Origin of the sequence: Cupriavidus sp. DL-D2 (assembly GCF_039710735.1) — a bacterium.
Lineage (GTDB): Bacteria > Pseudomonadota > Gammaproteobacteria > Burkholderiales > Burkholderiaceae > Cupriavidus.
The window spans coordinates 148,106-174,474 of sequence record NZ_JBDKXK010000002.1; the positions used below are offsets into that span (position 1 = coordinate 148,106).

Annotated in this window: 24 protein-coding genes; 11 read left to right on the forward strand and 13 right to left on the reverse strand. The window is 64.5% G+C overall.

Annotated features, from left to right (window positions below; genetic code table 11):
* Positions 1 to 17 precede the first annotated feature (17 nt).
* Both ABDB81_RS01730 and ABDB81_RS01735 read right to left on the reverse strand, forming a co-directional pair.
* On the reverse strand, positions 18 to 1,208 hold the full coding sequence (locus ABDB81_RS01730) for a benzoate/H(+) symporter BenE family transporter (protein WP_137923176.1): 1,191 nt from the start codon (positions 1,206 to 1,208) through the stop codon (positions 18 to 20).
* 95 nt (positions 1,209 to 1,303) lie between these two features.
* Positions 1,304 to 2,239 (reverse strand): amino acid ABC transporter substrate-binding protein, encoded by a 936-nt coding sequence (locus ABDB81_RS01735; protein ID WP_160472755.1) that lies wholly within the window; start codon positions 2,237 to 2,239, stop codon positions 1,304 to 1,306.
* On the opposite strand from ABDB81_RS01735, the gene ABDB81_RS01740 reads away from it, so the two are divergent.
* Together ABDB81_RS01740 and ABDB81_RS01745 are read left to right on the forward strand one after the other, a co-directional pair.
* A complete protein-coding gene (locus ABDB81_RS01740; protein WP_137923174.1) occupies positions 2,238 to 2,468 on the forward strand; it encodes a hypothetical protein in 231 nt (76 codons plus the stop codon). The two genes, ABDB81_RS01735 and ABDB81_RS01740, sit on opposite strands and share 2 nt — an antisense overlap.
* A 294-nt stretch (positions 2,469 to 2,762) precedes the next feature.
* Positions 2,763 to 4,685: an ATP-binding cassette domain-containing protein gene (locus ABDB81_RS01745; RefSeq protein ID WP_346809520.1), complete on the forward strand. Its 1,923-nt coding sequence runs from the start codon at positions 2,763 to 2,765 to the stop codon at positions 4,683 to 4,685.
* Positions 4,686 to 4,740: 55 nt separating this feature from the next.
* Here the strand turns inward: ABDB81_RS01745 and ABDB81_RS01750 are convergent, their stop codons facing one another.
* Positions 4,741 to 4,866, reverse strand: coding sequence for a hypothetical protein (locus ABDB81_RS01750; RefSeq protein WP_283205132.1), 126 nt, complete (start codon positions 4,864 to 4,866; stop codon positions 4,741 to 4,743).
* A gap of 1 nt (position 4,867) precedes the next feature.
* Positions 4,868 to 6,076 (reverse strand): MFS transporter, encoded by a 1,209-nt coding sequence (locus ABDB81_RS01755; protein ID WP_346809522.1) that lies wholly within the window; start codon positions 6,074 to 6,076, stop codon positions 4,868 to 4,870.
* A 251-nt stretch (positions 6,077 to 6,327) separates the two neighbouring features.
* On the opposite strand from ABDB81_RS01755, the gene ABDB81_RS01760 reads away from it, so the two are divergent.
* From ABDB81_RS01760 to parC, 3 genes are all read left to right on the forward strand, one after another.
* Complete coding sequence (locus ABDB81_RS01760; RefSeq protein ID WP_346809678.1) at positions 6,328 to 8,322, forward strand: DNA topoisomerase IV subunit B; 1,995 nt, start codon at positions 6,328 to 6,330, stop codon at positions 8,320 to 8,322.
* An 88-nt stretch (positions 8,323 to 8,410) separates the two neighbouring features.
* Positions 8,411 to 9,160 carry a lytic transglycosylase domain-containing protein gene (locus ABDB81_RS01765; RefSeq protein ID WP_346809680.1) on the forward strand — a complete coding sequence of 250 codons (750 nt, stop codon included), beginning with the start codon at positions 8,411 to 8,413 and terminating at the stop codon, positions 9,158 to 9,160.
* A 138-nt stretch (positions 9,161 to 9,298) separates the two neighbouring features.
* Positions 9,299 to 11,626, forward strand: a complete 2,328-nt coding sequence (parC, locus tag ABDB81_RS01770) for a DNA topoisomerase IV subunit A (RefSeq protein ID WP_137923170.1) — start codon at positions 9,299 to 9,301, stop codon at positions 11,624 to 11,626.
* A 64-nt stretch (positions 11,627 to 11,690) separates the two neighbouring features.
* Here the strand turns inward: parC and ABDB81_RS01775 are convergent, their stop codons facing one another.
* The 7 genes from ABDB81_RS01775 to ABDB81_RS01805 all read right to left on the reverse strand — a co-directional run bounded on the left by ABDB81_RS01775 (position 11,691) and on the right by ABDB81_RS01805 (position 17,194).
* A complete protein-coding gene (locus ABDB81_RS01775; protein WP_137923237.1) occupies positions 11,691 to 12,335 on the reverse strand; it encodes a glutathione S-transferase family protein in 645 nt (214 codons plus the stop codon).
* A 42-nt stretch (positions 12,336 to 12,377) separates the two neighbouring features.
* Positions 12,378 to 13,565, reverse strand: a complete 1,188-nt coding sequence (locus tag ABDB81_RS01780; protein ID WP_346809524.1) for a PLP-dependent aminotransferase family protein — start codon at positions 13,563 to 13,565, stop codon at positions 12,378 to 12,380.
* 130 nt (positions 13,566 to 13,695) lie between these two features.
* Entirely contained in the window at positions 13,696 to 14,151 is a 456-nt protein-coding gene (locus tag ABDB81_RS01785; RefSeq protein ID WP_346809526.1) for a RidA family protein, read from the reverse strand.
* A gap of 12 nt (positions 14,152 to 14,163) precedes the next feature.
* Positions 14,164 to 15,132, reverse strand: coding sequence for a DMT family transporter (locus ABDB81_RS01790; RefSeq protein WP_346809528.1), 969 nt, complete (start codon positions 15,130 to 15,132; stop codon positions 14,164 to 14,166).
* Positions 15,129 to 15,764: a LysE family translocator gene (locus ABDB81_RS01795; RefSeq protein WP_137923166.1), complete on the reverse strand. Its 636-nt coding sequence runs from the start codon at positions 15,762 to 15,764 to the stop codon at positions 15,129 to 15,131. Before ABDB81_RS01795 ends, ABDB81_RS01790 begins: the two co-directional genes overlap by 4 nt.
* A gap of 5 nt (positions 15,765 to 15,769) precedes the next feature.
* A complete protein-coding gene (locus ABDB81_RS01800) occupies positions 15,770 to 16,486 on the reverse strand; it encodes an alanyl-tRNA editing protein (RefSeq protein ID WP_137923165.1) in 717 nt (238 codons plus the stop codon).
* Positions 16,487 to 16,516: 30 nt separating this feature from the next.
* The gene (locus ABDB81_RS01805; protein ID WP_346809530.1) at positions 16,517 to 17,194 is read right to left on the reverse strand and encodes a VOC family protein; all 678 of its coding nucleotides are present in this window, start codon (positions 17,192 to 17,194) and stop codon (positions 16,517 to 16,519) included.
* Between the two features lie 156 nt (positions 17,195 to 17,350).
* Here ABDB81_RS01805 and ABDB81_RS01810 point away from each other — a divergent pair, with 156 nt between their 5' ends.
* From ABDB81_RS01810 to ABDB81_RS01820, 3 genes are all read left to right on the forward strand, one after another.
* Positions 17,351 to 18,814, forward strand: a complete 1,464-nt coding sequence (locus ABDB81_RS01810) for a PLP-dependent aminotransferase family protein (RefSeq protein ID WP_346809682.1) — start codon at positions 17,351 to 17,353, stop codon at positions 18,812 to 18,814.
* Between the two features lie 106 nt (positions 18,815 to 18,920).
* On the forward strand, positions 18,921 to 20,822 hold the full coding sequence (gene htpG / locus ABDB81_RS01815; RefSeq protein WP_346809532.1) for a molecular chaperone HtpG: 1,902 nt from the start codon (positions 18,921 to 18,923) through the stop codon (positions 20,820 to 20,822).
* 112 nt (positions 20,823 to 20,934) lie between these two features.
* On the forward strand, positions 20,935 to 21,429 hold the full coding sequence (locus tag ABDB81_RS01820) for a DNA-deoxyinosine glycosylase (protein WP_346809533.1): 495 nt from the start codon (positions 20,935 to 20,937) through the stop codon (positions 21,427 to 21,429).
* 68 nt (positions 21,430 to 21,497) lie between these two features.
* Here ABDB81_RS01820 and ABDB81_RS01825 read toward each other — a convergent pair whose 3' ends face one another.
* The gene (locus ABDB81_RS01825; RefSeq protein WP_160472745.1) at positions 21,498 to 21,989 is read right to left on the reverse strand and encodes a hypothetical protein; all 492 of its coding nucleotides are present in this window, start codon (positions 21,987 to 21,989) and stop codon (positions 21,498 to 21,500) included.
* Between the two features lie 167 nt (positions 21,990 to 22,156).
* Here ABDB81_RS01825 and ABDB81_RS01830 point away from each other — a divergent pair, with 167 nt between their 5' ends.
* Complete coding sequence (locus ABDB81_RS01830; protein WP_137923159.1) at positions 22,157 to 22,927, forward strand: tetratricopeptide repeat protein; 771 nt, start codon at positions 22,157 to 22,159, stop codon at positions 22,925 to 22,927.
* Positions 22,928 to 22,956: 29 nt separating this feature from the next.
* Complete coding sequence (locus ABDB81_RS01835; protein ID WP_171020305.1) at positions 22,957 to 23,877, forward strand: spermidine synthase; 921 nt, start codon at positions 22,957 to 22,959, stop codon at positions 23,875 to 23,877.
* 74 nt (positions 23,878 to 23,951) lie between these two features.
* On the opposite strand, the gene ABDB81_RS01840 is transcribed toward ABDB81_RS01835, so the two are convergent.
* The gene (locus ABDB81_RS01840; RefSeq protein WP_346809535.1) at positions 23,952 to 25,547 is read right to left on the reverse strand and encodes an ABC transporter substrate-binding protein; all 1,596 of its coding nucleotides are present in this window, start codon (positions 25,545 to 25,547) and stop codon (positions 23,952 to 23,954) included.
* A 106-nt stretch (positions 25,548 to 25,653) separates the two neighbouring features.
* On the opposite strand from ABDB81_RS01840, the gene ABDB81_RS01845 reads away from it, so the two are divergent.
* Entirely contained in the window at positions 25,654 to 26,322 is a 669-nt protein-coding gene (locus tag ABDB81_RS01845) for a methyltransferase domain-containing protein (RefSeq protein WP_171020304.1), read from the forward strand.
* Positions 26,323 to 26,369 lie beyond the last annotated feature (47 nt).

The window sequence follows — 26,369 nt, forward strand, 5'->3', positions numbered from 1 at the left end:
GCCGTTGCAGGGACGGTTCAGCTTGCTCGTTGCTCGCGCGGCTTGAGAATCAGCAGCGCGAGCATTCCGCCCACCACACCCCAGAAAGCCGAGCCGACTCCGGCCAGCGTCATGCCCGATGCCGTGATCATGAACGTCAGCAGCGCCGATTCCCGTTCGGCTGGCGTCTGCATGGCAACAGTCAGGCCATTGGCGATCGACCCCAGCAGCGCGAACGCTGCCACGCCCACCACCAGTGCCTTCGGAAACGCCGCGAATAGCGCTGCGATGCTCGCGGCCATCACGCCCATCACCAGATAGCCGATACCACAGACCACCGCCGCCATATAGCGGCGGCGCGGGTCGGCATCCGCTTGCGGACCGGTGCAGATGGCGGCGGTAATCGCTGCGAGGTTGATGCCATGCGAGCCAAACGGCGCGAGGATGGCCGATGCAACGCCCGTCACCGTAATCAGCGGGCTGGCCGGCACGTGGTAGCCATCGGCGCGCAACACGGCCAGCCCTGGAATATTCTGCGATGCCAGCGCCACGATAAACAGCGGCACGGCGATGCTGATGAATGCCGACAGCGAGAACGCCGGCGTGGTCCAAACCGGCAGCGCGGCGGCGAAGTGAAATTGCTCGAAGTGCAACTGGCCCAGCGCGCCAGCCAGCGCCACGCCAATGGCCAGCACCACCGGCACGGCGTAACGTGGCCACAGGCGGCGGCCCAGCAGGTAGGCGGCGAACATCACGAGCAGCAGCACGGTCTGGTGCTGTGCCTGGATAAAGACATCAACGCTGATCCGGAACAGGATGCCAGCGAGCAGCGCCGACGCGATGCTCGCCGGAAGCGCCTTCATGAGCCGGTCGAACCAGCCGGTCAGGCCAGCCGCCGTCATCAACAGTGCAGCCATCAAGAAGGCGCCGATGGCCTCGGGGTAGGGCACCCCGGGCAAGCTGGCGATCAACAGCGCCGCGCCGGGCGTGGACCATGCCACGACCACCGGCACGCGCATCGCCAGCGACAATCCAAGTGTGGTCACGCCCATTCCCACCGACAATGCCCAGATCCATGAGGCAATCTGTGCATCGCTGAGGTGGGCTGCCTGCCCGGCCTGGATCATCAGCACCAGTGAACTGGTGTAGCCGGTCAGCATGGCGATCAGGCCAGCAACTGCCGTGGAAACAGACAAGTCAGACAGTTTGATGGATGAGGCGGCAGTCATCGTGATCGTGCGAAAGGAGGGCGAAATGCGAGAGTTTGGCCGCTAGTTTCGCATGCCGGCCAGTCCGGCCATCCCGGCCGGACCTTGAGGCAGTCTCAGTCTGCCACCTTGTCGCTCGGGAACTTGAACGAATCGCGCAGCAGGTAGCTCATGGGAATATCGAGCGTGATGCCATTGGGCGGGATCGGCTGCTGGAACCACTTGCGGTAGAGCTTCTGCGTTTCCTGATCGTAGATCGCGGCGATCATTGCGCGGTCCACGATCTTCTTGAACTCGGCATCGTTTTTCGAAAGCATGATGGCGTACGGCTCGATGGTGAGCAGGTCGCCCGTCACTGTCAGGGCCGTCGGGTTCTTGGCGTTAGCGCGCAGGCCGTACAGCAGCACGTCATCCATGACGAAGGCGTCGGCCTTGCCCGCTTCCACCATGGCAAACGCCTCGGCGTGGTCCTTGGCTTCCACCACCTTCCATCCCATCGCGCCCGTTTCGTCCATCTTGCGGAGCATGGCCAGCGGCGTGGTGCCCGTGGTCGAAACCACGGTCTTGCCGCGCAGGTCGTTCCATTTGCGGATACCGGAATCGGACTTCACGATCATGCGGCTGCCTGCAATGTAGTGCGGGATGGTGAAGGCCACCTGGTCGCGCCGTTCGCGGTTATTGGTGGTCGATCCGCATTCAAGATCGGCCTTGCCGTCGACGATGGCGGGAATCCGCGAAGCCGGCGTCACCGGCACCCACTCCACCCGCAGTTGCGGCAGCTTGAGCTGGGAGCGCAGGGCATCGGCCACCTTGAGGCAGAGGTCCACGGCATAACCCATCGGCTTGCCGTCGGCCACGAACGAGAATGGCACCGAGCTTTCGCGGTGGGCAATGCGGATGACACCGCTTTGCTGGATGCGCAGCACCACGGAGTTGGGCGTGGCGGCCTGCACCGGCGGCGAGGCGGGCAGGCAGAGCAGCGCGGCAAAGGAAACTACGACAGACGCCAGACCTCGGATTGAGGCACGGCGCGGCAGGCCCGAATTGGTCATGAAAATACCCGTCGAAAAATTGTCAGGAAATAACCCAGGCGGCATGTTTGCCGCCGATGGCCGGATGGTTCCGGCTCTGATGCTGCTTTCGTACTGGTGCGGCCGTTGCGCGGTCGGAGAAACCGATGGCGCCGATTGTTCCACGGGCCACGTGCAAGGCACAACAGCATCAGCTAGTGGCGATCTTCAACGTTCCCGGCGCGCAACGCTTTGCGCCATCGCAGGTTGACGGGGACTTTCCCTTAAGGATTTGTCCGACTTCTGGCGCAGCGTGCGGCTGGCTATCCTTCAGACGTGCCTTGCGAGCAGGGCACCGAGGAGAGACTCTTGGGGCCCGTTCAACCGAACGGGCCTTTTCTTTTTCGTGGCCGCCACTGCGTAACCAGAGGCGCCCTTCGGTCTGATGCCGCAGCCGCCCACCACACTCGTCTACAATTCGGGCCTGCCTTTCGCGCGTCCGCACCCTGTGCCGGCGCTCCCCGCGCCGCACCCAGGCATCGCGCTCACCCGTCTCCTTCGCACCATGGCCCTGTTTTCCATTACCGATGCCCAACTGGCCTTTGGCCACGTGGCATTGCTTGACCACACCGATTTCTCGCTCGAAGCCGGCGAGCGGGTCGGCCTGATTGGCCGCAACGGCAGCGGCAAGTCCTCGCTGCTGCGGATCATTTCCGGGGCGTCGGCGCCGGATGACGGCCTGATTTCCCGCCAGAGCGGCGTCACCTCGGCCTATGTGGCGCAGGAACCACAGTTCGCGCCGGGCCTGACCGTGTTCGATGCGGTCAGCCTGGGCATGGGCGAGGCACATGACCTGCTACTGCGCTACGACGCCGCGCTGGCCAAGCTCGACACCCATCACGACGAGGCCACGCTGGCCGAGTTGCATGATGTGCAGGCCGAACTCGATGCGGCCAACGCCTGGCACCTGCGCACGCGTGTGGAAACCACGCTGGCCCGGCTCAACCTCGATCCGCATGTGCGGGTAGACGCGCTCTCGGGCGGCCTGCAGAAGCGCGTGGCGCTGGCGCAGGGTCTCGTGGCCGAACCGGACATCCTGCTGCTGGACGAGCCGACCAACCACCTGGACGTCGAGGCAATCGGCTGGCTCGAAGACCTGCTGCTGAACTTCCGCGGCAGCGTGCTGCTGATTACCCACGATCGCGCCTTCCTGGACCGCGTGGCCACGCGCATCGTCGAACTGGATCGTGGCAAGCTGCTGTCGTTCCCGGGCAATTTCGAGGCATACCAGGTGCGCAAGGCCGAACTGCTGGCCAACGAGGCCGTGGAACAGGCCAAGTTCGACAAGCTGCTGGCGCAGGAAGAAGTCTGGATCCGCAAGGGTGTGGAAGCGCGCCGCACGCGCAGCGTGGCCCGCATCCAGCGGCTGGTGACGATGCGCAGCGAGCGTGCCGCGCGCCGTGACGTGCAGGGCAACGTCAAGCTGGAAGTCTCGCAGGCGGACCGCTCGGGCAAGATCGTGGCCGAACTGACCGATGTGTCGAAGTCGTACGGCGAGAAGGTCGTGGTGCGCGACTTCACGGCCACGATCATGCGCGGCGACAAGGTGGGTTTGATCGGTCCCAACGGCGTGGGCAAGACCACGCTGCTGCGCCTGATCCTGGGTGAGCTGGCGCCGGATTCCGGCACCGTGCGCAACGGCAGCAACCTGCAGGTGGCGTACTTCGACCAGATGCGTGCGTCGCTGGACCTGGAGAAATCGCTGGCGGATACCATCAGCCCGGGTAGTGACTGGGTGGAAGTCAACGGCCAGCGCAAACACGTGATGAGCTACCTCGGCGATTTCCTGTTCGCGCCGGAACGCGCGCGTTCACCGGTGAAGTCGCTCTCCGGCGGCGAACGCAACCGCCTGCTGCTGGCGCGGCTGTTTGCGCGGCCGGCCAATGTGCTGGTGCTGGACGAACCGACCAACGACCTCGACATCGACACACTGGAACTGCTTGAGGAACTGCTGGAGGAATACAGCGGTACGGTCTTCCTGGTATCCCACGATCGGGCGTTCCTGGACAACGTGGTGACATCGACTATTGCCGCCGAAGGCGGCGGGAATTGGCGCGAGTCCGTGGGCGGCTATTCGGACTGGCTGGAGCAGACGGCGCGCGCCAAGGCGCTCCAGGCCAAGCAGGCGAAGCAGGCCGAGCAGAAGCCCGTCGAATCGGCGACCAGCAACCGCGATAACCGCAGCGGTGGCCGGACCGTCAAGCTCTCGTACAAGGAACAGCGCGAACTGGACAGCCTGCCTGAGCGTATCGCCGCGCTGGAGACCGAGCAGAAGACGCTCTCCACGCAGTTGGCGGACGGCAGCCTATACGCTTCGGACCCCGCCCGCGCCGCCGAACTGGCCACGCGGCATGACGGCATCGAGATGGAATTGCTCGAAGCGCTGGAGCGGTGGGAAGTGCTGGAGAAGAAGACGAAGGGGGAGTGACCTACCTTTTGTTCGGTTTTCTCCCCTCTCCCGCATGGCGGGAGAGGGGAGAAAACTACCCACACCAGGCCAGCACCATATTCGTCAGATCCACCATGAAACCCGGCCGCAGGTACGCCAGGAATCCCAGCGTCAGCACCACCGCCAGCGCCAGATAGCCCAACCCACGTGCCCAGGCCATGTCAGACCGCCACCGGTTGCGGACGCACCAGCGCCTGTTCGCGGATCGGCAGGTTGACCAGTGCAGCCACCACACCCAGCGCGATAGCGATCAGCCAGACCGTGTTGTACGTGCCGGTGCGGTCGTACAGGAAGCCACCCAGCCACGCGCCCAGGAAGCTGCCGATCTGGTGCGAGAAGAACACCACGCCGGACAGCATCGACAGGTACTTCACGCCAAACACCTGGGCGATGATGCCGTTGGTCAGCGGCACCGTGGACAGCCACAGCAGGCCCATCAGCGCGGCGAAGACCCACGTGCTCCATGCGGTCAGCGGCAGCAGCAAATAGCCGGCGATGACCACAGACCGCGTGATGTAGATCGAGGAAAGCAGGTAGCGCTTGGGCATGCGCTGACCCAGCGCGCCGGCGGTGTACGTGCCGAAGACGTTGAACAGGCCGATCAGGGCCAGCGCCACGGTAGCGACCTTGATATCCACCAGCCCGCGATCCTTCAGGTACGGCGCCAGGTGCACGCCGATAAACACCACCTGGAAGCCGCAGACAAAGTAACCCAGCGTCAGCAACTGGAAGTTGCGATTGCCGAATGCCTCGCGGGCGGCTTCGCCAATGCTCTGCTGGGGGCCTGTGCTCGGCGCCATCTTCGGCTCGCGCAGCGTCAGGGCCAGCGGCAGCATGAAGCAGGCGAGGAAGGCCAGGATCAGCAGCGCGTTCTGCCACTCGACCGTGGAAATCAGCGTCTGCTCCACCGGAATCATCAGGAACTGGCCGAACGACCCGGCTGCGGCGGCGATCCCCATCGCCCAGACCCGTTTCTCGGCACTGGCCACGCGGCCGATCACGCCATAGACCACACTGTACGTCGTGCCCGACTGCGCGATGCCAATCAGCACGCCGGCACCGGTGGCAAAGCCGGTGCCGCTCGTAGCCATGGCCATGACGATCAGGCCGGCCACGTACAGGGCGATGCCGATCAGCATGATACGCATGGCGCCGAACTTGTCGGCCAGCGCGCCGGCGATGGGCTGGCTGGCGCCCCACATCAGGTTCTGCAGCGCCAATGCAAAGGCGAAGGTTTCACGGTTCCAGCCATGCGCCTGGGTGATCGGCATGTTGAACAGGCCGAAACCATGCCGGATGCCCATGGACAACGTGACGAGAAGACCGCCGCATACAAGTACGGTGGTCAGGGAGAGTTTGCGGTCGGTCATGTCGAGGGCTCGTTATTGTCTTGATATTGTCTCTGTAATGTCTCTTTCCGCTCGACGTGGGCACGGTGGGGAGGGGGAGCGTCACGGCGGCTGGCCGACGAGTTTACCCCCGGCCCCGGATTTGTGCCTGACTCCATTCCGCCCCGGCGGGAGCGGTGAACGCCCGGCAACGTCGATCCATTACAATGCAGCGCAAACCGGCCGCCCCTGGCCGCCAGACCTTCTATCCGCCTTACATCCGCATCGACTCCATGGCGAGCAAAACCAGTCAGTACAGCGAATCCTCCATCCGGGTCCTCAAGGGCCTGGAGCCGGTCAAGCAGCGCCCCGGCATGTACACCCGCACCGACAATCCCCTGCATATCGTGCAGGAGGTGATCGATAACGCCTCGGACGAAGCGCTGGGCGGCTATGGCACCGAGATCCTCGTCACGTTGCACCGTGACGGCAGCATCAGCGTGGAAGACGACGGCCGCGGCATTCCGGTGGGTATCCACCCCGAGGAAGGTGTGCCCGTGGTGGAAATCGTCTTCACCCGGCTGCACGCGGGCGGCAAGTTCGACAAGGGCAAGGGCGGCGCCTATGCCTTCTCGGGCGGCCTGCACGGCGTGGGCGTGTCCGTCACCAATGCGCTGGCTACCCGTCTCGACGTCACGGTGTGGCGCGATGGTTCGCAGTCCACGCTGACCTTCGAGCACGGCGGCGAAGTCACCAAGCCGCTGCAAAGCCGCAAGCTCGAACGCGGCGAGAAGAAGAACGGCACGCGCGTGCAGGCGTGGCCCGATCCCAAGTATTTCGATTCGGCCGCGATTCCGATGGCCGAACTCCAGCGCCTGCTGCGCTCCAAGGCCGTGCTGCTGCCGGGCGTCAAGGTGACGCTCGTGATCGAGAAGACCGGCGAGCAACTGGTGTGGCAGTACGAGCAGGGCCTCAAGGGCTATCTGGTCGAGGCGCTGGCGCAAGGCAGCGGCGCAGAACTCGTCATTCCGATGTTCGAAGGCGAGCACTATGCCGATCCGGACAAGGTTGTCGGCGAGGAAGGGTTTGCGGAGGGCGAGGGCGCATCGTGGGTGGTGGCCTGGACCGAAGACGGCGCCCCGGTGCGCGAATCGTATGTGAACCTGATTCCCACGCCCGCTGGCGGCACGCACGAGTCCGGTCTGCGCGAAGGTCTGTTCCTGGCCGTGAAGAGCTTCATCGAGATGCACTCGCTGCAGCCCAAGGGCGTGAAGCTGATGAGCGAAGACGTGTTCGCGCGCGCCTCGTTCGTGCTCTCGGCCAAGGTGCTCGATCCGCAGTTCCAGGGCCAGATCAAGGAACGGCTGAACAGCCGCGACGCCGTGCGTCTGGTTTCCACGTTCAGCCGTCCGGCGCTCGAACTGTGGTTGAACCACCACGTCGATTTTGGCAAGAAGCTGGCCGAACTGGTGATCCGCCAGGCGCAGGCCCGTACGCGTGCCGCACAGAAGGTGGAGAAGAAGAAGGGCTCCGGCGTGGCCGTGCTGCCCGGCAAGCTGACCGATTGCGAATCCACTGACATCACACGCAACGAGATCTTCCTGGTGGAAGGTGACTCGGCGGGCGGTTCGGCCAAGATGGGTCGCGACAAGGAATTCCAGGCCATCCTGCCGCTGCGCGGCAAGGTGCTCAATACGTGGGAAACCGAGCGCGACCGCCTGTTCGCCAACAACGAAGTGCACGACATGGCCGTTGCCATCGGCGTGGACCCGCACGGTGCGGACGATGAGCCGGACCTGTCGAACCTGCGCTACGGCAAGATCTGTATCCTGTCCGACGCGGACGTGGACGGCGCGCACATCCAGGTTTTGCTGCTGACGCTGTTCTTCCGTCACTTCCCGAAACTCATTGACCTCGGACATGTCTATGTCGCACGGCCACCGTTGTTCCGGGTGGACGCTCCGGCACGTGGCAAGAAGCCGGCACAGAAACTCTACGCGCTGGACGAAGGCGAACTCGAGGCCATCCAGGACAAGTTGATGAAGGATGGCGTCAAGGAAGGTGCGTGGCAGATCTCACGTTTCAAGGGCCTGGGCGAAATGAACGCCGAGCAGCTCTGGGAAACGACGATGAACCCCGATACGCGCCGTCTGCTGCCAGTGCAGCTAGGCGAATATGACCTGCCCCAAACCATCAGCATGATGAACATGCTGATGGGCAAGGGCGAGGCGTCACAGCGGCGTAGCTGGCTCGAAGAGAAGGGCAACGAGGTCGAGGCCGACATCTGATCGGTCTCGGCACTATCTGGAGAATTGGACGATGCAGGCACGAACAGGGCAATCGCGGTGGAAAGGACAGGCAAGGCGCCTGGCCTGCATGCTGGCCGCGCTCGGTTCGTTCTGCATCGCCATGCCGGCGCACGCCGAGTTGTGGGGCTATATCGACAAGGATGGCGTGGCGCACTTTGCGGATGCCAGGCTCGATGAGCGCTACAAGCTCTTCATGAAGGACGGCGGCCAGTTCGATTCGACGAACCTGGGTCATCGTGGCGCGGTGTCGCTGGAGGGCAAGTCCACGCCGGAGCGCGACAAGCTGTTCCGCACCATGCTCAACCACCCGAACCTGCGGCGCGTCGATCCGATCATCGAACGCGTGGCCGGGGCGCATGATGTGGACCCGGCGCTGGTCCGGGCGGTGATGGCCGTGGAAAGCGGCTTCAACGCTGGCGCGGTGTCGCCCAAGGGCGCCATCGGCCTGATGCAGGTCATTCCGGACACCGGCGCGCGGTTTGGCGTGGCGGCGGACAAGCGTGGCTCGATCGAGCAGAAGCTGGCCGATCCCAAGCTCAATATCGCCGCTGGCGTGCGCTACCTGCGCTTCCTCATGCAGATGTTCCCGGGCAACCTTGAGCTCGCGTTGGCCGCGTACAACGCGGGCGAAGGGGCGGTGCAGCGCTACAACAACCAGATTCCGCCTTACGCCGAGACCCGCCAGTACGTGAAGACCGTGCTGGAGTTCTACCGGCTGTACCAGCCGGCAGGCGCCGATGGTCCGCGCGTGCTGCGCACCGGCGTGGCCGCCGAGCGCGTCCAGATGGTGATCGGCGGACGCCGGCCGATGCCTTGAGGCGAGGCGCGCCACAAAGGACGATGCTATTTGCGGCGGCATCGTCATCCACATCCATTAGAATCCCACGCTGATTGCAACAGCCGGTGGACGGTGCCCTGAGTTTTCCGGGAGCTGGCCGCCGCACCCTTGCCCACCATGGATCAAGCAGATACTACGTTTCAGCCCGAAGAGCCGGCGGATTCGCTGACGCTCGCGCGGTACGCCGAGCGCGCCTACCTCGACTACGCCGTGAGCGTGGTGAAGGGCCGCGCGCTGCCCGAAGTGGCCGACGGCCAGAAGCCCGTGCAGCGCCGCATCCTGTTCGCCATGCAGGCGATGGGGCTGCGCGCCGATGCCAAGCCCGTGAAGTCGGCGCGTGTGGTCGGTGAGGTGCTCGGTAAATTCCACCCGCACGGCGACCAATCCGCGTATGACGCGATGGTGCGCCTGGCGCAGAACTTCTCGCTGCGCTACCCGCTGATCGACGGCCAGGGCAACTTTGGCTCGCGCGACGGCGACGGCGCGGCGGCCATGCGCTACACCGAAGCGCGCCTCACGCCGATCTCGCGGCTGCTGCTCGACGAGATCGACATGGGCACGGTGGATTTCCTGCCCAACTACGACGGCTCGGAAGAAGAGCCCAAGCTGCTGCCCGCGCGTCTGCCGTTCGTGCTGCTCAACGGCGCGTCCGGTATCGCGGTGGGCATGGCCACGGAAATCCCGCCGCACAACCTGCGTGAAGTCGCAGGTGCCGCAGTGGCGATGATCCGCAATCCGAATATCTCGCTGGCCGAACTGCTGGCGATCATGCCGGGACCGGACTATCCGGGCGGTGGCCAGATCATCTCGCCCGCTTCGGAAATCGCGCAGATCTACGAGAACGGCCGTGGCAGCCTGAAGGTGCGCGCGCGCTGGACCATCGAGGAAATGGCGCGCGGCCAGTGGCAGATGGTGGTGACCGAACTGCCGCCGGGTACGTCGTCGCAGAAGGTGCTCGAGGAAATCGAGGAAATCACCAATCCGAAGATCCGCACCGGCAAGAAGGCGCTGACCCCGGAACAGACCCAGCTCAAGACCACGTTGCTGGGCGTGCTCGATGCCGTGCGCGACGAGTCCGGCAAGGACGCGCCGGTGCGCCTGGTGTTCGAACCCAAGAGCAAGAACACGGACCAGCAGGACTTTATCCAGACGTTGCTGGCGCATACCAGCCTGGAGTCCGGTGCGCCGATCAACCTGGTGATGATCGGCACCGATGGCCGGCCGCGCCAGAAGGGTTTGCAAGACATCCTGCGCGAGTGGATCGCGTTCCGTTTCGAGACGGTGACCCGGCGTTCGCGCTTCCAGCTGAACAAGGTTGAGGACCGTATCCACATCCTCGAAGGCCGGATGCTGGTGCTGCTGAACATCGACGAGGTGATCCGCATCATCCGCGAAAGCGACGATCCCAAGCCCGCGCTGATCGAGGCGTTCCGCCTCAGCGACCGGCAAGCCGAAGACATCCTGGAAATCCGCCTGCGCCAACTGGCGCGATTGGAAGCCATCAAGATCGAACAGGAACTGGCGAAGCTGCGCGACGAGCAGGCCGAGCTGGACGTGCTGCTGAAGTCCGAAACCATGATGCGTCGCAAGATCATCAAGGAGATCGAACAGGACGCCAAGCAGTACAGCCCGGAGGACAAGGACCCGCGCCGCACGATGATCCAGGAAGCGAGCCGCGCGACTGCCGAAGTGAAGGTGGTGGACGAGCCAGTGACCGTGATCGTCTCGGGCAAGGGTTGGGTGCGTACGCGCCAGGGCCACGACCACGATCCGTCGCAGTTCACGTTCAAGGCCGGTGACAACCTGTATGGCACGTTTGAATGCCGCACCGTCGATACGCTGCTGGCGTTTGGCAGCAATGGCCGGGTCTATTCGGTGGCCGTCTCCGGCCTGCCGGGCGGGCGCGGTGATGGCGTGCCCGTGACCACACTGATCGATCTGGCTGCGGGTTCGCAGATCGCCCATACGTTCGCGGGCAGCGCGGAGCAGCGCATGCTGATCGCCACGGCGGGCGGCAACGGTTTCGTGACCAAGGTAGGCGACATGATCGGCCGCCAGAAGGCCGGCAAGGCGTTCGTGACGCTCGACGATGGCGACGCGATCCTGCAGCCGGCGCCCGTAGGCGAAGATGCCACGCATGTGGCGTGCTTCTCGGCCAATGGGCGTCTGCTGCTGGTGGGTCTCGATGAGGTGAAGGTGCTGTCTGCCGGCGGCCGTGGCGTGATCCTGATGGAACTCGAATCCAAGGAGACGCTGGAACAGGCGGTAGCCGTGGGCGCACCGGGGCTGATCATTTCCGGTACAGGCATGCGCGGCGGGAAGCTGCCTCCGCAGAAGCTCGCGGGCAAGACGTTGCTGCCCTACGTGGGCAAGCGCGCCCGCAAGGGCAAGGCGATCGAACCGAGGCTGAAGGAAGTGAAGCTGGAACCGGTGAAGGCCGGGTAAGTCCCGCCTCCCGCACCGGTTTATTCCCCTCTCCCGCATACGGGAGAGGGGAGTCCGAACACCGTTACTGCAACGGCAACACCAGAATACTCAACGCCGCGGGCCTGGCCCGCATCGCCGCCAGCCATCGCTCCAGATTCGGGCGCGGCAAATGCTTCACCGGCGAACCCATCCAGCGGTGCGCCGCGCAGGCCAGTGCGATATCGGCCATCGTGAAGCGGTCGCCGCCGATGAATTCCCGATCTGCCAACGCCTCGTCGAGCATCTTTGCCAGTGGCTCCGTGCGGGCGCAAGACTGGGCGATGATGGCCTCGTCGCGCTGATCGGCGGGACCGCGCACCGTCTGCAGGAACGCCTGTACCATGGCCGGGCTGAACGCCGTGGTCTGCCAGTCCATCCAGCGATCGGCCGAGGCACGCGCCTTGACGTCGGCAGGCCAGAGCGTGCCTTCACCATAGCGTGCGCACAGGTAGCGCACGATGGCATTGGACTCCCACAACACGAATGGCTCGCCGGCCACGTCGGTGTCACGAAAATCCTCGATGACCGGGATCATCCGGTTCGGATTCAGCCGGATATAGGCTTCGGTATCCAGCTCGCCTTTCTGATGACCGATGTCGATGCGCTCGTGGTCCAGGTGCAGCTCTCGCGCGCACCAGACCACTTTCTGCACATTGATCGACGACAGCCGGCCCCAGATGCGCAGCAGGCTTTGCGGCTCGTACGGTTCCAGGGTCGGCATCGGCTTTCCTCAGGCGGCGTGCGGTTGCGGCGACGCCTTGGCGATGGCTTCGCGGAACAGTTCGCCCAGCACCGTCATGCCTTGTTCGATCCGCTCCGGCGGCACCGTCACAAAGGCCAGGCGCAGCGTGTTCATGCGCGGGTTGCCAGCGTAGAACGGCGCACCCGGCACGTAGGCCACATTGCGGCGCACGGCTTCCTCGAGGATCGTCATGCTGTTCAGGCCCTCGGGCAACTCCACCCAGATGAACATGCCGCCTTCCGGCACATTCCACGTTACGCCTTCCGGCATATGGCGCTTCAGGGCGTCGAGCATGTAGGCGCACTGCTTGCCGTAGAGCTCGCGGATGGTGGGGATGTGCGTGTCGAGCAGGCCGTCCTTGATGGTCTCGTACGCAATGCGCTGCGTGAAGGTCGGCGTGTGCAGGTCAGATGCCTGCTTGGCCTGGCACAGCTTGAAGTGCAGGTCGGGCGGGGCGATCACAAAGCCCAGGCGCATGCCGGGGGCCAGGATCTTCGAGAACGAACCCATGTAGATCACGCCGCCCGGATTCATCGACAGCAGCGTCGGCAGCGTGTTGCCGGTGTAGCTCAGTTCGCCGTAGGGATCGTCCTCGACCAGCAGCAGGTTCAGGTCCTTCGCGCGTTGCACCAGTGCCTGGCGGCGCTCCAGAGGCAGGCGGCAGCCCGTGGGGTTCTGGAAGTTCGGCAGCGCGTACAGGAAGCGCGCGCCAGCGGTCAGTTCGGGTGTCAGCGCTTCGGGGATCAGGCCGCGCTCGTCGGTCGGCACCGAGACGAACTCGGGTTCGAACAGCGAGAACGCCTGCAGCGCGCCCAGATAGCTCGGCGTTTCCACCAGCACGGGGCTGCCCGGATCGATCATGACCTTGGCGATCAGGTCCAGCGCCTGTTGCGAACCCGTAGTGATCAGCACGCGCTCGACGCCGACGTTGTAGCGCTTTGCCACAAACTCGCGCAGCGGCAGGTAACCCTCGGTGGCCGCGTATTGCAGCGCGCCCTGCGGGTTATCGGCGAATACACGGGCCACCGCCGCTTCCATGGCCGCTACCGGGAACGACGCCGGGGAGGGCAGGCCGCCGGCGAAGGAAATGACTTCCGGACGCTCGGTGACTTTCAGGATTTCGCGGATGGCCGAGCTGGTGAGTTGCTGTGCCCGGCGGGAGATGGCCCATTTCATGATTGGTTCTCTTGGGTGGGGTAAATCGCGTTTCATATGCGCCGGGCCTTGGGGCGTTGACTGGCAGGCCGGCCCGGCGTTTGTCTCTGTACTGAGTATCTTCGTATCAGGCGATCAAGCCATCAAGCGATCAGGCAATCTCGACGATCATCTCGATCTCGACGCAGGCGCCCAGCGGAATCTGCGCCACGCCGAACGCGCTGCGCGCGTGCTTGCCTTTCTCGCCGAACACTTCGGCCAGGAACTCGGAGCAGCCATTGGTCACCAGGTGCTGCTCGGTGAATTCCTGCGTGGAGTTCACCAGGCTCATGACCTTGACGATGCGCGTGACGCGGTTCAGGTCACCGATATGACCATGCAGCGTGGCCAGCAGATCGATGGCGATGCCGCGTGCCGCCTGTTGGCCGGCCGCGGTATCGATATCCTTGCCGAGCTTGCCGGCCCACGGCTTGCCGTCGCGGCGGGCGATGTGGCCCGACAGGAATACGGTGTTGCCGGTGGTGGCGGCCATGACATAGGCGGCAGCCGGGGCGCCGGCGGTGGGCAGTTCCACGCCGAGGCGGGCAAGGGTGTCGTAGACGGACATGCGTGACTCCTGTCAGTGAATGCGTCCTGGAAGAATAGGGGGCGTTTCTCCAGCGGGGGCTGGTGCGGAGGCGGGTGCGGTGTTGCGCACGGCGGCGCGTCGTCCCAGGGCTACCACACCAATCACCGCCACGGCAAAAGCGACGGTGGCGGCATCGAGCGGCTCGGCCAGGATCAGGGCGCCGCCCGCCAGCGTGAGGAACGGCTGCAGCAATTGTATCTGTCCTACGCGGGCCACGCCGCCCTTTGCGAGCCCGGCGTACCAGAACAGGAAGCCGATAAACATCGAGAAGACCGACACATAGGCCATGCCGAGCCACGCACGTGGCGATGCGGCAGCGATTTCTGGCGCGTGCGCCATGGCTAGCCAAGCCACTACGGGCAGCAAAAGTGGCAGCGAAACCACCAACGCCCAACTGATCGTTTCCAGTCCGCCCAACTCGCGCGACAGCTTGCCGCCTTCTGCATAGCCCAGCGCACCCAGCACCACGGCCAGGAACAGGAACCAGTCCGCGTGCTGCAGGCCACCCGCGCCCTGCCAGAAGGCAAAAGCCACCACCAGCGCGCTACCGGCGAGTGCCGACAGCCAGAACGCCAGCGACGGGCGCTCCCCGCCGAACCACGCCGCGAACACGGCTGTTGCCAGCGGCAACAGGCCGATCACGATAGCGCCGTGCCCGGCAGGCACCTCGCGCATGGCCAGCGAAGAAAATAGCGGGAAACCCACCACCACACCCAGCGCGGTCACGGCCAGCCGCAGCCACTGACGGCCACGCGGGCGCCGCTCCGATGCCATCGCGCCGCGCGCGGCCAGCAGTGCCACGGCCAGCACGGCGGCGATCACGGCACGCGCCAGTGCCACAAACGTGGCGTCGAGTTCGGCCACGGCCATGCGCGTGAACGGCAGCGTCTGGCTGAAGATCGCCACGCCGATGAAACCGAGCAGCATGCCGCCGGAGGGAGCAGGGGAACGTGTGGTCATGACGTATGGGGTGCGCCGGCGATGGCGATCCAGACTGCCGTGAGTGCCAGCGCCAGCCCCATCGCCCCATTGAACCAGCGCACGCGGTTGCCGTGCATCAGCCATTGCCGCAACGATGCGCCGAGCACGCCATAGGCGCCGTTGCTGAAGAAGCCGAACGTGGCGAACAGCACGCTGACCAGCAGCACGCGCTGCGCCAGCGACGGCGCGCCTTCGGTGTACGAAGCCGCCACGGCCAGCGCCAGCATCCACGCCTTGATGTTCGCGTACTGCATCAGTACCGACTGCCACACGTTCATCGGCTTGAGCACGCTTTTCTCGGCCAGCGATGCACTGCGCGCAATGCGCCAGGCCAGCCACAGCAGATAGAGCACGCCTGCCACGCGGATGATCGCGGCCAGCGTCGGGCTCGCCATCACCAGCGCGCCGATGCCGCTGGCACACAGCGCGATCACGCTGGCGAAGCCCACCGCCACACCCACGCAGTGCGGCAGCGTGGCGCGAAAGCCGAAGTTGGCGCCGGTGACCGCTGCCACCGTGGTGTTGGGGCCAGGCGTGAACGCGCCCACCGCAAGCAGCGTGACCAACGCCAGGAACTGGGCCATCGACAGGCCGGTGAGCCACGCTTCCATGCCGGTCACGCGAAGTTGACGACCACGCGCCGGTTGGTACGACTCTTCTTCTCGATTTTGGTGACCACCATGGCGCCGATCTCGCTTGTGTTGGCCACGTGCGTGCCGCCGCAGGGTTGTCGGTCAACGCCCGGAATCTCGATGATGCGGATAGTCGACGTACCGGCTGGCGGCGCCGCGCCCACCGTGCGCACCAGATCCGGCTGGGCGGCCAGTTGCTCGGGCGTGATGCGGTCGATGCCCACCGGGGTTTTCGCCTCGATCAGCGCGTTGAGCTGTTCGGTCAGCACCGCCTTGTCGAGCGTGGATTCGGGCAGATCGAAATCAATGCGCGCAGAGTCAGGCGAGATGCTGCAGCCCGTAACCGGTACGGGAATCAAGGAGCCGAGCAGATGGAGGCAAGTATGCAGGCGCATCAGCCGATGGCGGCGGGCCCAGTGGATGTTCACTGTCACGCGGTCGCCCGGCTGCAGCGCTGGCATGTCGGCTGCCGGCACGTGCAGGATGCGCGTGCGGTCTTCGGCGTAGACCGTATCGGCCAACGTGATTTCGCGGCCATCGGGTGTGGTCAGCGTGCCCGTGTCGCCTGCCTGACCGCCGCTGCGGGCGTAGCAGACGGTCTGGTCCAGTTCGATGCCCGCCTCGCTGACTGCCACGACTGTGGCCTCGCAGTGATCGAGGTAAGCGTCGTCGTCGAAGCGCTTCAGCGTGGTGGCGGACATCGGTGGGGGCTCCTTGGGTGTCGTTTCGGGTCAGCGCAGGGTCTTGAGCCCTGTCGGGGTTTCGATCTCGGCCAGCAGGGCGGGCGGGCCGTCAGTCTGTTCGATGTCGATCAGCGACGCGGCGCCGATCCATGCCAGCCCCTGGCGCAGCAATTCGGCATGCGGATGCTGGCCACGCAGGCGGCGCAATGCCAGATCCTGTCGAGGCAGGCTGATACCGGGGTGATTCTGCACGTCCCACTGGATCAGCGTCGGAAACAGGCCCTCGCCAGCGCTGGCTGCCTCGCCTTGCCAAGCGGGCAGGCTGCCATCGTCAGGCACCGTCAGGCGCCAGTGCAGCGCGCCGCGATCCATCGGAATGGCCGGGGCGATCCTGTCCGGGTACTGCGCCTGCCAGCGCGACAGGTCGGCCGGACGTTCGACACGGGCTGCCCAGTGTGCGAGGAAGGGGCCATCGCGCAGACGCTCGCGCACGGCCTCGCTGTCGAGGCCGAACCAGCGCGCCCGCTCGGGTGCAGACGCGGCAGGGTCGATGGCAATCACTTCCAGATACATCCCGCCAAACATCCCCAGCACGCGGTTATGCGTGCCCATGCGTGGATGGGCGCCGCCGGCCTGCGGCGCAATGCCGAGCATGCTGGCGACATGTTCGCTACCCGCGTCAAGGTCGGGTGCGGCGATCACGAGATGGTCAATGGCGAGATTCATGGATGGTTGATGGTAGTCAAGGTAGTCGGTACAGTACCGATACAGTTGAGCAAATCGTCTTCAGTACAGTTGCGGGAGCGCCACATGGACGGCAGCGAGAAGCATAGCGGGAATTCAGAAAGTGCCGTAAGCGGCACGAGACCTTTGCGTCTTGTGATGCCATCGAGCGGACAAGCGCGTCTGCCGGACCCGATCCCCTCGGCCCAAATGACGCTGGTCGAACAGCTCACCGAATGGGCGCGGTTGCGCATCGACGAGCGCGTGTTCCGGGCCGGCATGCGCATGCCGTCGATCCGCCAGCTCGCGTCGGAGAAAGGGATTTCGCGCTTTACTGTGGTGGAGGCGTATGAGCGGCTCGTGGCGCTGGGCTATCTCGAATCGCGCCGGGGCTCGGGCTTCTACGTGCGGGATCGGCTGCCGCATCCGTCGGTGGTGGTGCCGCCCACGTCGCCGGCCATCCGCAATGTGGATGTCACCTGGCTGCTGCGCAGCATGTTCCACTCCGCCGAGAGCCACAAGGCGCCGGGCTGGGGATTCCTGCCCAATGAATGGCTCGATGGCGAACTGTTGTCGGGCGCGATGCGCAGCCTGGGCCGGCAGCCGGGCGGGCATTTCCTGTCGAGTGGCACGCCGCTTGGGTTCTTGCCGCTGCGCCAGCAACTGCGTACCCGTCTGGAGGAACTGGAGATCGGCGTCACGCCCGACCAGATCGTCATGACCTCGGGCATCACGCAGGCATTCGACCTGATCGCGCGGCAATTCCTGCAACCCGGCGATACGGTGGTGGTGGGCGACCCCGCGTGGTTCGTGATGTTCGCGCGCTTTGCCACGCAGGGTGCCAACGTGATCGGTGTGCCTTATACCGCCGACGGCCCGGACCTGGAGGCGCTGGAGCGCATCGCCCAGGCGCACCGTCCCAAGCTGATCGTCGTCAATTCGGTGCTGCACAATCCCACCGGGACCTCGCTATCCGCCGCGCGCGCGTTCCGGTTGCTGCAACTGGCCGAGCAGTACAACTTCACCATCGTCGAGGACGATATCTATTGCGACCTCTGCCCGCCGGGGCACGCCGCCACGCGGCTGGCCAGCCTGGATCAGTTGAAGCGCGTGATCTATCTGGGAAGTTTCTCAAAGACATTGGCGGCAAACCTGCGCGTGGGCTTTATCGCCGCTAGCCCGGGCCTGGCTGTTTCGCTGACCGACAGCAAGCTCGTCACCGGCATGGCCACACCGGAAATCAACGAGCGCGTGGTCTACAAGGTGCTGACCGAGGGGCACTACCGCAAACACACCGAGCGTGTGCGGGTGCGACTGGAGCGCGCCCGCGACGAGACCCGCGCGCGGCTTGAGCGTCTAGGCGTTCGGATTTTTCCGGGGCAGGTGGCCGGCATGTACATGTGGGCCGATACGGGCGTGGACACCAATGTGATTGCTACGGCTGGGCACGAGGAAGGCTACCTGTTCGCGCCCGGCAGCCTGTTCTCGCCCTCGCAGATGCCTTCCACCTGGACGCGCTTCAATGTGGCCAGCAGTGCCGATCCGGGCATGCTGCGCTTTCTGGCGGATCAGATGGAGCGGCTTTCCGGGCTGCCGGCGGGCTCCGGCACCTCCGGCCCTTGAAATAAGCCGTTCCCGACCCTATTTCCTGCGCCAACGATCCCGCTCCGGAACCACGGGGCGGGGCACCTTTGCGCAGACCCGTTTTTCGATATTCAAGAGGAGAACCATGACCGCACCGCACGAAACGATGAGCTTCCAGGCGGAAGTGAAGCAGTTGCTGCACCTGATGATCCACTCGCTGTACAGCAACAAGGAAATTTTCCTGCGCGAGCTGGTTTCGAATGCTTCCGACGCCACCGACAAGCTTCGCTTCGAAGCGATTGCGAATCCGGCCCTGCTTGAGAACGATGCCGACCTGGCCATCAAGATCGAAACGGACCCGGCCGCCCGCACGCTGAAGATCACCGACAACGGCATCGGCATGAGCCGCGACGAGGCGATCCGCAACCTGGGCACCATCGCGCGCTCGGGCACCAAGGAGTTCTTCCAGCAACTGTCCGGCGACCAGCAGAAGGACGCCGCGCTGATCGGCCAGTTCGGCGTGGGCTTCTACTCGGCGTTCATCGTCGCGGACAAGGTCACCGTGGAAACGCGTCGCGCCGGCCTGGCCGCGAGCGACGCCGTGCGCTGGGAAAGCACTGGCGATGGCGAGTTCACGATCGATGCGATCGACCGCGCCGAGCGCGGCACCACGATCACGCTGCACCTGCGCGAAGGCGAGGACGATTTCCTGTCGTCGTACCGCGTGCAACACATCATCCGCAAATATTCGGACCATATCTCGCTGCCGATCCGCATGCCCAAGGAAGAGTGGGATGCCGAAGCGCAGACGCAGAAGCAGACGGGCGAATGGGAAAGCGTGAACCAGGCCAGCGCGCTCTGGACGCGCAGCAAGTCGGACATCACCGACGAGCAATACCAGGCGTTCTACCAGCACATCGCGCATGACCAGGAAGCCCCGCTGGCGTGGACGCACAACCGCGTGGAAGGCCGCAGCGAATACACGCAACTGCTGTACATCCCCGCGCGTGCACCGTTCGACCTGTGGGATCGCAATCACAAGGCGGGCCTGAAGCTGTACGTGAAGCGCGTATTCATCATGGACGACGCCGAGCAGCTGCTGCCGTCGTACCTGCGCTGGGTCAAGGGCGTGGTGGATTCGGCGGACCTGCCGCTGAACGTCTCGCGCGAACTGCTGCAGGAAAGCCGCGACGTGAAGGCGATCCGTGAAGGCTCCACCAAGCGCGTGCTGTCGATGCTCGAATCGATGGCCGAGAGCGAGGACGAAGCCGAACGCGCCAAGTACAAGACGTTCTGGGAGCAGTTCGGCCAGGTGCTCAAGGAAGGCATGGGCGAGGACAGCGCCAATGCCGAACGCATCGCCAAGCTGCTGCGCTTTGCCTCCACGCACAACGACACGGCCGAGCAATCGGTGTCGCTGGCTGACTACGTGGGCCGCATGAAGGAAGGCCAGGACAAGATCTACTACGTAACTGCCGATACGTGGTCCGCCGCCAAGTCGAGCCCGCACCTCGAAGTCTTCCGCAAGAAGGGCATCGAAGTCATCCTGCTGACCGAGCGCGTGGATGAGTGGATGCTGTCGTACCTGCGCGATTTCGACGGCAAGGAACTGGTGTCCGTGGCGCGTGGCGATCTGGACCTCGGCGCGCTGGCCGACGAAGCCGAGAAGGCCGAACAGGAGAAGGCGACCACCGAATGGAAGGACGTGGTCGACCGCGCGACCGCCGTGCTGGAAGGCAAGGCCAAGGAAGTGCGCGTGACCCTGCGCCTGACCGATTCGGCATCGTGCCTCGTCTCCGACGAAGGCGACATGAGCGGCTACCTGCAGCGCCTGCTGAAGCAAGCCGGCCAGAAAGCGCCGGACGCCCAGCCGATCCTCGAACTGAACCCCGAGCACGCACTGGTGAAGAAGTTGCGCGACGTGGCAGACGACGCTGCATTCGGCGACCGCATCCGCGTACTCTTCGACCAGGCCCTGCTGGCCGAAGGCGGCATGCTGGAAGATCCGGCCGCCTACGTGCAGCGCGTGAACCGGTTGCTGGCTTGACGTACTGCGGGATGTCTAGTCATCCCGCCCGTTCTCTCCCCTCTCCCGCTCGCGGGAGAGGGGCAGGGGGTGAGGGCAAACCTCTCCGCCACCGCTATCGCAAATCCAATCGATGACCACCAAACGCTGCTTCCCCCCGGTCGTCGACCCCCACACCCGCATCCTCATCCTGGGCAGCCTGCCCGGCGAAGTGTCCCTCGCGCAATCGCAGTACTACGCGCATAAGCAGAACCGCTTCTGGCACCTGATGAGCGACGTCCTTCAAGTGGATCTCGTCAATCTCGCCTATGAAAACCGCCTCGCCACGCTACGCCAACACCGCGTCGGCCTCTGGGACGTCGTCGCCGAAGCCCGCCGCGACGGCAGCCTCGACAGCAATATCAAGGATCACCAAGGCAACGACCTCATCGGCCTGATCGCCACGTTGCCGCAGCTGAAAGCGATCGCCTTCAACGGCGGCACAGCGGCAAAGATCGGCATCAAAGTCCTGGGCGAGCATGCCGACCGGCATACCATCGTGAACCTGCCGTCGAGCAGCCCGGCTTATACGTTGGCGTATGCGGAGAAGTTGGTGAGGTGGCTGGGGTTGCGGGAGTGGCTGATGTAGGAGGTGAGCGTGCGCGCCGCCGGCAGCAAATGCCGGCGGAGCAGGCTTCCCTTCCAGAATCCGGCCGTTCAGGCCGTCGTATGGACGATGTTGCCCGTGCTGGAGCCTGACTGTTCCTGATAGGCAGCGGCCAGCTTGGACATGGCGGCGGACAGTGCGGCCTGCGTGGACGTCACGCCGGCTTGCAGCGTGGCGACGGTAGTAGCCTTGGTCCGGTCGTCGGTGGGCGCGTCCTGTGCGGCCTGGAGTTGCGCAGTCTGCGCGGCCAGTTGTTTCTGGAGCGCTTCGATCTGTTCCTTCAGCGTCTGGATGACCACCGATTCGCTGTCATCCGAACTGCTTTCGGCGCCGCCGGCACCACCGCCCTTTCCCACGCCGGCTGGGCCCTCGATGCGGCTCTTGTCGCCAGTTTCGGTACTGGACGATACAGCCGAGGTGGCCTGGTCTTCCGTGGTCTGGGTTGTCGTTTCGTCCGCTGTCTGGGTGAAGCGATGCGTGTTGGTGACCGTCGCGTCACTGGCAACGGCGATACGCGGGGCAATGCTGTTGATTGATGTCATTCTTCTTTTTCCAATCGAAGGGCGATGAAGGGAGAGCCCTCATCTACATCGGCCGGTCGTGCGAAAACTTAAGGGGCGTACCGGGGTCTTACCGGATTGCCGGCCGCATCTGTCACAATCGCGGCCATGTCTGACCTTTACTGCAACCTCGAAGGGCTTCATTGAATATGTTGAATCTCGGGAATCTTGGAATTGGCGGCATCGGCCTGCACGTCATCGTGGCGATCTTTTTCGCCGTGCATGCAGTCCGTACCCACCAGAACATGTACTGGCTGCTGTTGCTGTTTATCTTCCCGGGACTGGGCAGCATCGTCTATTTCTTCGCCATCTACCTGCCCAGCCTGCGCCAGACGCGCGGCGCGCGGGCGGCCTCTCGGGCGATCAAGCAGATCGTCGATCCGAACCGGGCCGTGCGGGAAGCGCGCGATGCCTTCGACCGCGCGCCGACTGTCGATCACCGCATGCGCCTGGGTGCCGCGCTGCTTGATGCCGGTAATGCGCCCGAGGCGCTGGAGCACTATCAGGCGGCGGCCAATGGGCCATTCGCTTCCGATCCGGCGCTGCTGGAAGGGCTGGCGCGCGCGCAACTGGCCACGAACCGTCCTGCCGATGCTCAGGCCACGCTGGAGCGGTTGTTCGCGGCCAATCCGCAGGCTGCGAACCAGTCCGATCCGTCGCTGATGTATGCCCGCGCGCTAGCTGCCGTGGGCGCGCCGGGTACGCGCGACGCGTTCGAGCGGGCGCTCACTAACGCCAGCGACGTGGCGGCACGTTGCCTGTTTGCGGACTGGCTGGCGCAGCAGCCCGATGCGGCGGATCGCGAGCGCGCCAAGGCGCTCTATACCGAAATCGTCCACGACGCGCGCCACTGGCCGCGTCATGCCCGCGAACACAATCGCGAATGGCTGCAGCGCGCCCAGGTCGCGCTGGGCCAATGATCCGCGCCATTGGCGCACTCTTTTGTTCTATGACGCTTCTGAAACGCAAATCGATCGAGGCCGTGGCCTCGCGCCGCCCCGCGCGCGGCGAACGCAAATCCTCCCGCCCCCATCGTGCTGATCGTGCGAACGATTTCCATGAGGAATCCGATCCCACGGACCGCACTGACGAGCGCCGCATGACGCCGCGCTTCGCTCCCGTGACCTTCTCGGAAATGGATGGCGTGCGCTATCTCCATTTCGGGACCGAGTGGGTGCAGGGTGCCATGCGTCTGCGCAAGCCCGACGCCATCGAACTCGAATACGCACAGCAGATGATGGCGTGGCTGCTGTTCCTGTCGCCCGCAACCGAAGGCTTCCACGTGGCGCAGCTCGGCCTCGGCGCCGCTGCACTGACCAAGTTCTGCTATCGGCATTTCGCGAAAGCGAAAGTCACGGCAGTGGAACTGAACCCGGCAGTGATCGTCGCCGGACGCAGCATGTTCGGCCTGCGCGACGACGACGCACGATTGACCGTGCGCGAGCAGGATGCGTGGGACTACGTCATGGATGGCGCGCAGACCGCCGCGCTGGATGCGCTGCAGGTGGATCTTTACGACGCCACGGCACGCGGCCCCGTGCTCGACACCACGGCGTTCTACCGTGCCTGCCGCCGTGTGCTGAAAGCACCCGGCGTGATGACGATCAACCTGTTCGGTGACCACGACAGCTTCCCGAAAAACATCGAGCGCATCTGCGATGCCTTCGATAACCGGGTGCTGGTGTTTCCGGAAGTGCACGACGGCAACGTCATCGCGCTGGCTTTCAACGGCCCGGCCATCGACGTGTCATGGGAAACGCTGGAAGCGCGCGCGGAAATCGTCGAGACAGCGACGAAGCTGCCGGCGAAGGACTGGGTGAAGAAACTGCGCGCGGCGAATGCGCGGCAGGAGGAAAGGTTGGTGATTTAGTTGCTTACCGCTGGTTTGTTCCCCTCTCCCGCAAGGCGGGAGAGGGGAACAAACCGGGAGGCAGAGTGAAACCCTCACTCTTTCCCAAAAAACTGCGCCAACGACCATTCATCCGTTCGCGCCTCATACTTGATGCCCTTGCGCATCGCCCACATCGCCAGCTGGCTGTGCGACGGAATGATCGCGTGGTCATCCAGTGCGAACTTCGCGGCCACGCGGGCGTTCTGCTCGCGGTCTTTCTCGCTCGATACCGTCGTCAGCGATTTCTCGATCAGCGGATCGAGCTTCGGATTGCTGTACTTGCCCCAGTTCCACGTGCCATAGCCGGTCTTCGGGTTCGGCGTGCCAGTGATCGAACGCAGTGCCACGTCGGCGGCGGCCGAGCCCCAGCCAAGCATTTCGAATGCGAAATCGCCTTGCCGCGCGCGCGTGAAGTACGCCGCCACGGGCAGCGTTTCCACCTTGGTCTGGATGCCGATGCGCGTCAGCATGCCCGCCGTGGCCTGGGCCACTTGCGCGTCGTTCAGGTAACGGTTGTTCGTGGCGTGCAACGTGAGTCCGAAACCATCCGGATAGCCGGCCTGGGCCAGCAGTTTCTTGGCGCCTTCGGGGTCGTAGGCATCCGGCTTGGAGCCCGGGTGGCCGAAGATCGGCGGCGAGACAATCGACGAGGCCGGTACGGCAAGCCCTTCCATGATGCGGCTGACAATGGCGTCACGGTTGATCGCCTTGCTGATGGCGGCACGCACGCGAGCATCCTTGAACGGATTCTTGCCGAGCGGCTTGCCGGACTTGTCGGTGACGAACGGCGGGTTGTCGCGCGACTGGTCCATCTGCCAGAAGATGGTGCGCCACGAGACTGTCTGCTCGATCTTGAATTTCGGATTCTGCTTGAGCTTCGCCACGTCCGCAGCCGGGATGGTCTCGATCACGTCGACGTCACCGGCCAGTAGTGCCGCAGTCCGCGCACCGTTATCGGTCAGGATGCGGAAGATCGCGCGGTCGAATACGGGCTTCGGTCCCCAGTAGTCGGGGTTCTTCGTCATCACGATTTCCTGGCCGCGCGCGAATCGGACGAACTTGTACGGGCCTGTGCCGATCATTGCCTTGCCCGAATCGAAATCGGCCTGCGTCAGCGTGGCCGCGATCTTCTTCGGCATGATCGGTACGCTGTTCAGGTCGTTGGCGAGGTTGGCGTAGTTCGGCACGCTCATGGTCAGCCGCACGGTCAGCGCGTCGGGCGTGTCGATGCGGGCGATCGGCTTGGTGTAGCTCGTGAACGAGCCCGGTGCGTTGGTCAGTTTTTCGGGACGTTCGAGCGATGCCTTGACGTCCTCGCTCGTGAACGGCGTACCGTCATGCCATTTCACATTGGGACGCAGCTTGATTTCCCACGTAATGGCATTGATGGGCTTCCACGAGAGCGCCAGGCCGGGGATGTAGCGCGCGTTCTTGTCCATGAACACGAGCGATTCAAAAACGTGCAGCGCGATGGCGTTGTTCGGGCCCGCGTTGTTCCAGTGCGGGTCCATCGAAGTCACGTCGGCGGCCAGACCGATACGCAGGTCTTCAGCATGAGCAACGTTGGCGGGCAGCAGCGTCAACGCGCTGGCGCCGAGCACGAGGGATAGCGAGGCTTTCAGCAGCGTGCGGCGGATGCGTTGGATCATGGACGGGACTCCTCGTACGTTGGTGGGCGCGGATTGGCCGTTATTGTGCCGCCAAATGACCTTCCATGTCCGATACATGCTGGGGCATGCCGGTACAATCGCGCCCATGTTCGCCAATTCCCGCACTGTCCTGTCGGCCCAGACCGGCATCCACGATCATCTCGCCACGCTGCTGCAGCGTCACCTGGATGAGCCGTTCCGCAAGCCGATCGGCTTTCCGACCCAACGCGCGTTCGATATCGCCATCGACGCCTGGCAGCGCGCTGGCGGCCAGCCGCTGATCATCGATGCGGGATGTGGAGTGGGAGAGAGTACGCTGCGATTGGCGACCACGTTTCCTGATCACTATGTGATCGGGATCGACCAGTCGGAAAAGCGTCTGACCGCCGGCAAGGATTGGTGGGAAGCGGAGATGCCCGGCAATTTCCACTGGGCGCGCGCCGATCTCGTTGATTTCTGGCGCCTGCTGCAGGATGGCAAGGTGCCCGTGAAGCGCCACTATGTGCTGTATCCGAACCCCTGGCCCAAGATCGGCCACCTGTCGCGGCGTTGGCAGGGCCATGCCGTGTTTCCGGCGCTGGCAGCGTGCGGCGACTATCTCGAATGTCGGAGCAACTGGAAGATCTACATCGACGAATTCGCCGCGGCGTTGTCGATGGTGGGACGTCCGACGCAGACGGCGGTGTGGCAGCCGGAAACACCGATGACGCCGTTCGAACGCAAGTACGGGGCGTCAGGGCATGAGCTGTGGAGATGTGTGAGCGTGCGGGAGTAGCTTGATTTCCCGCTAGACGTTCCCCTCTCCCGCGTTGCGGGAGAGGG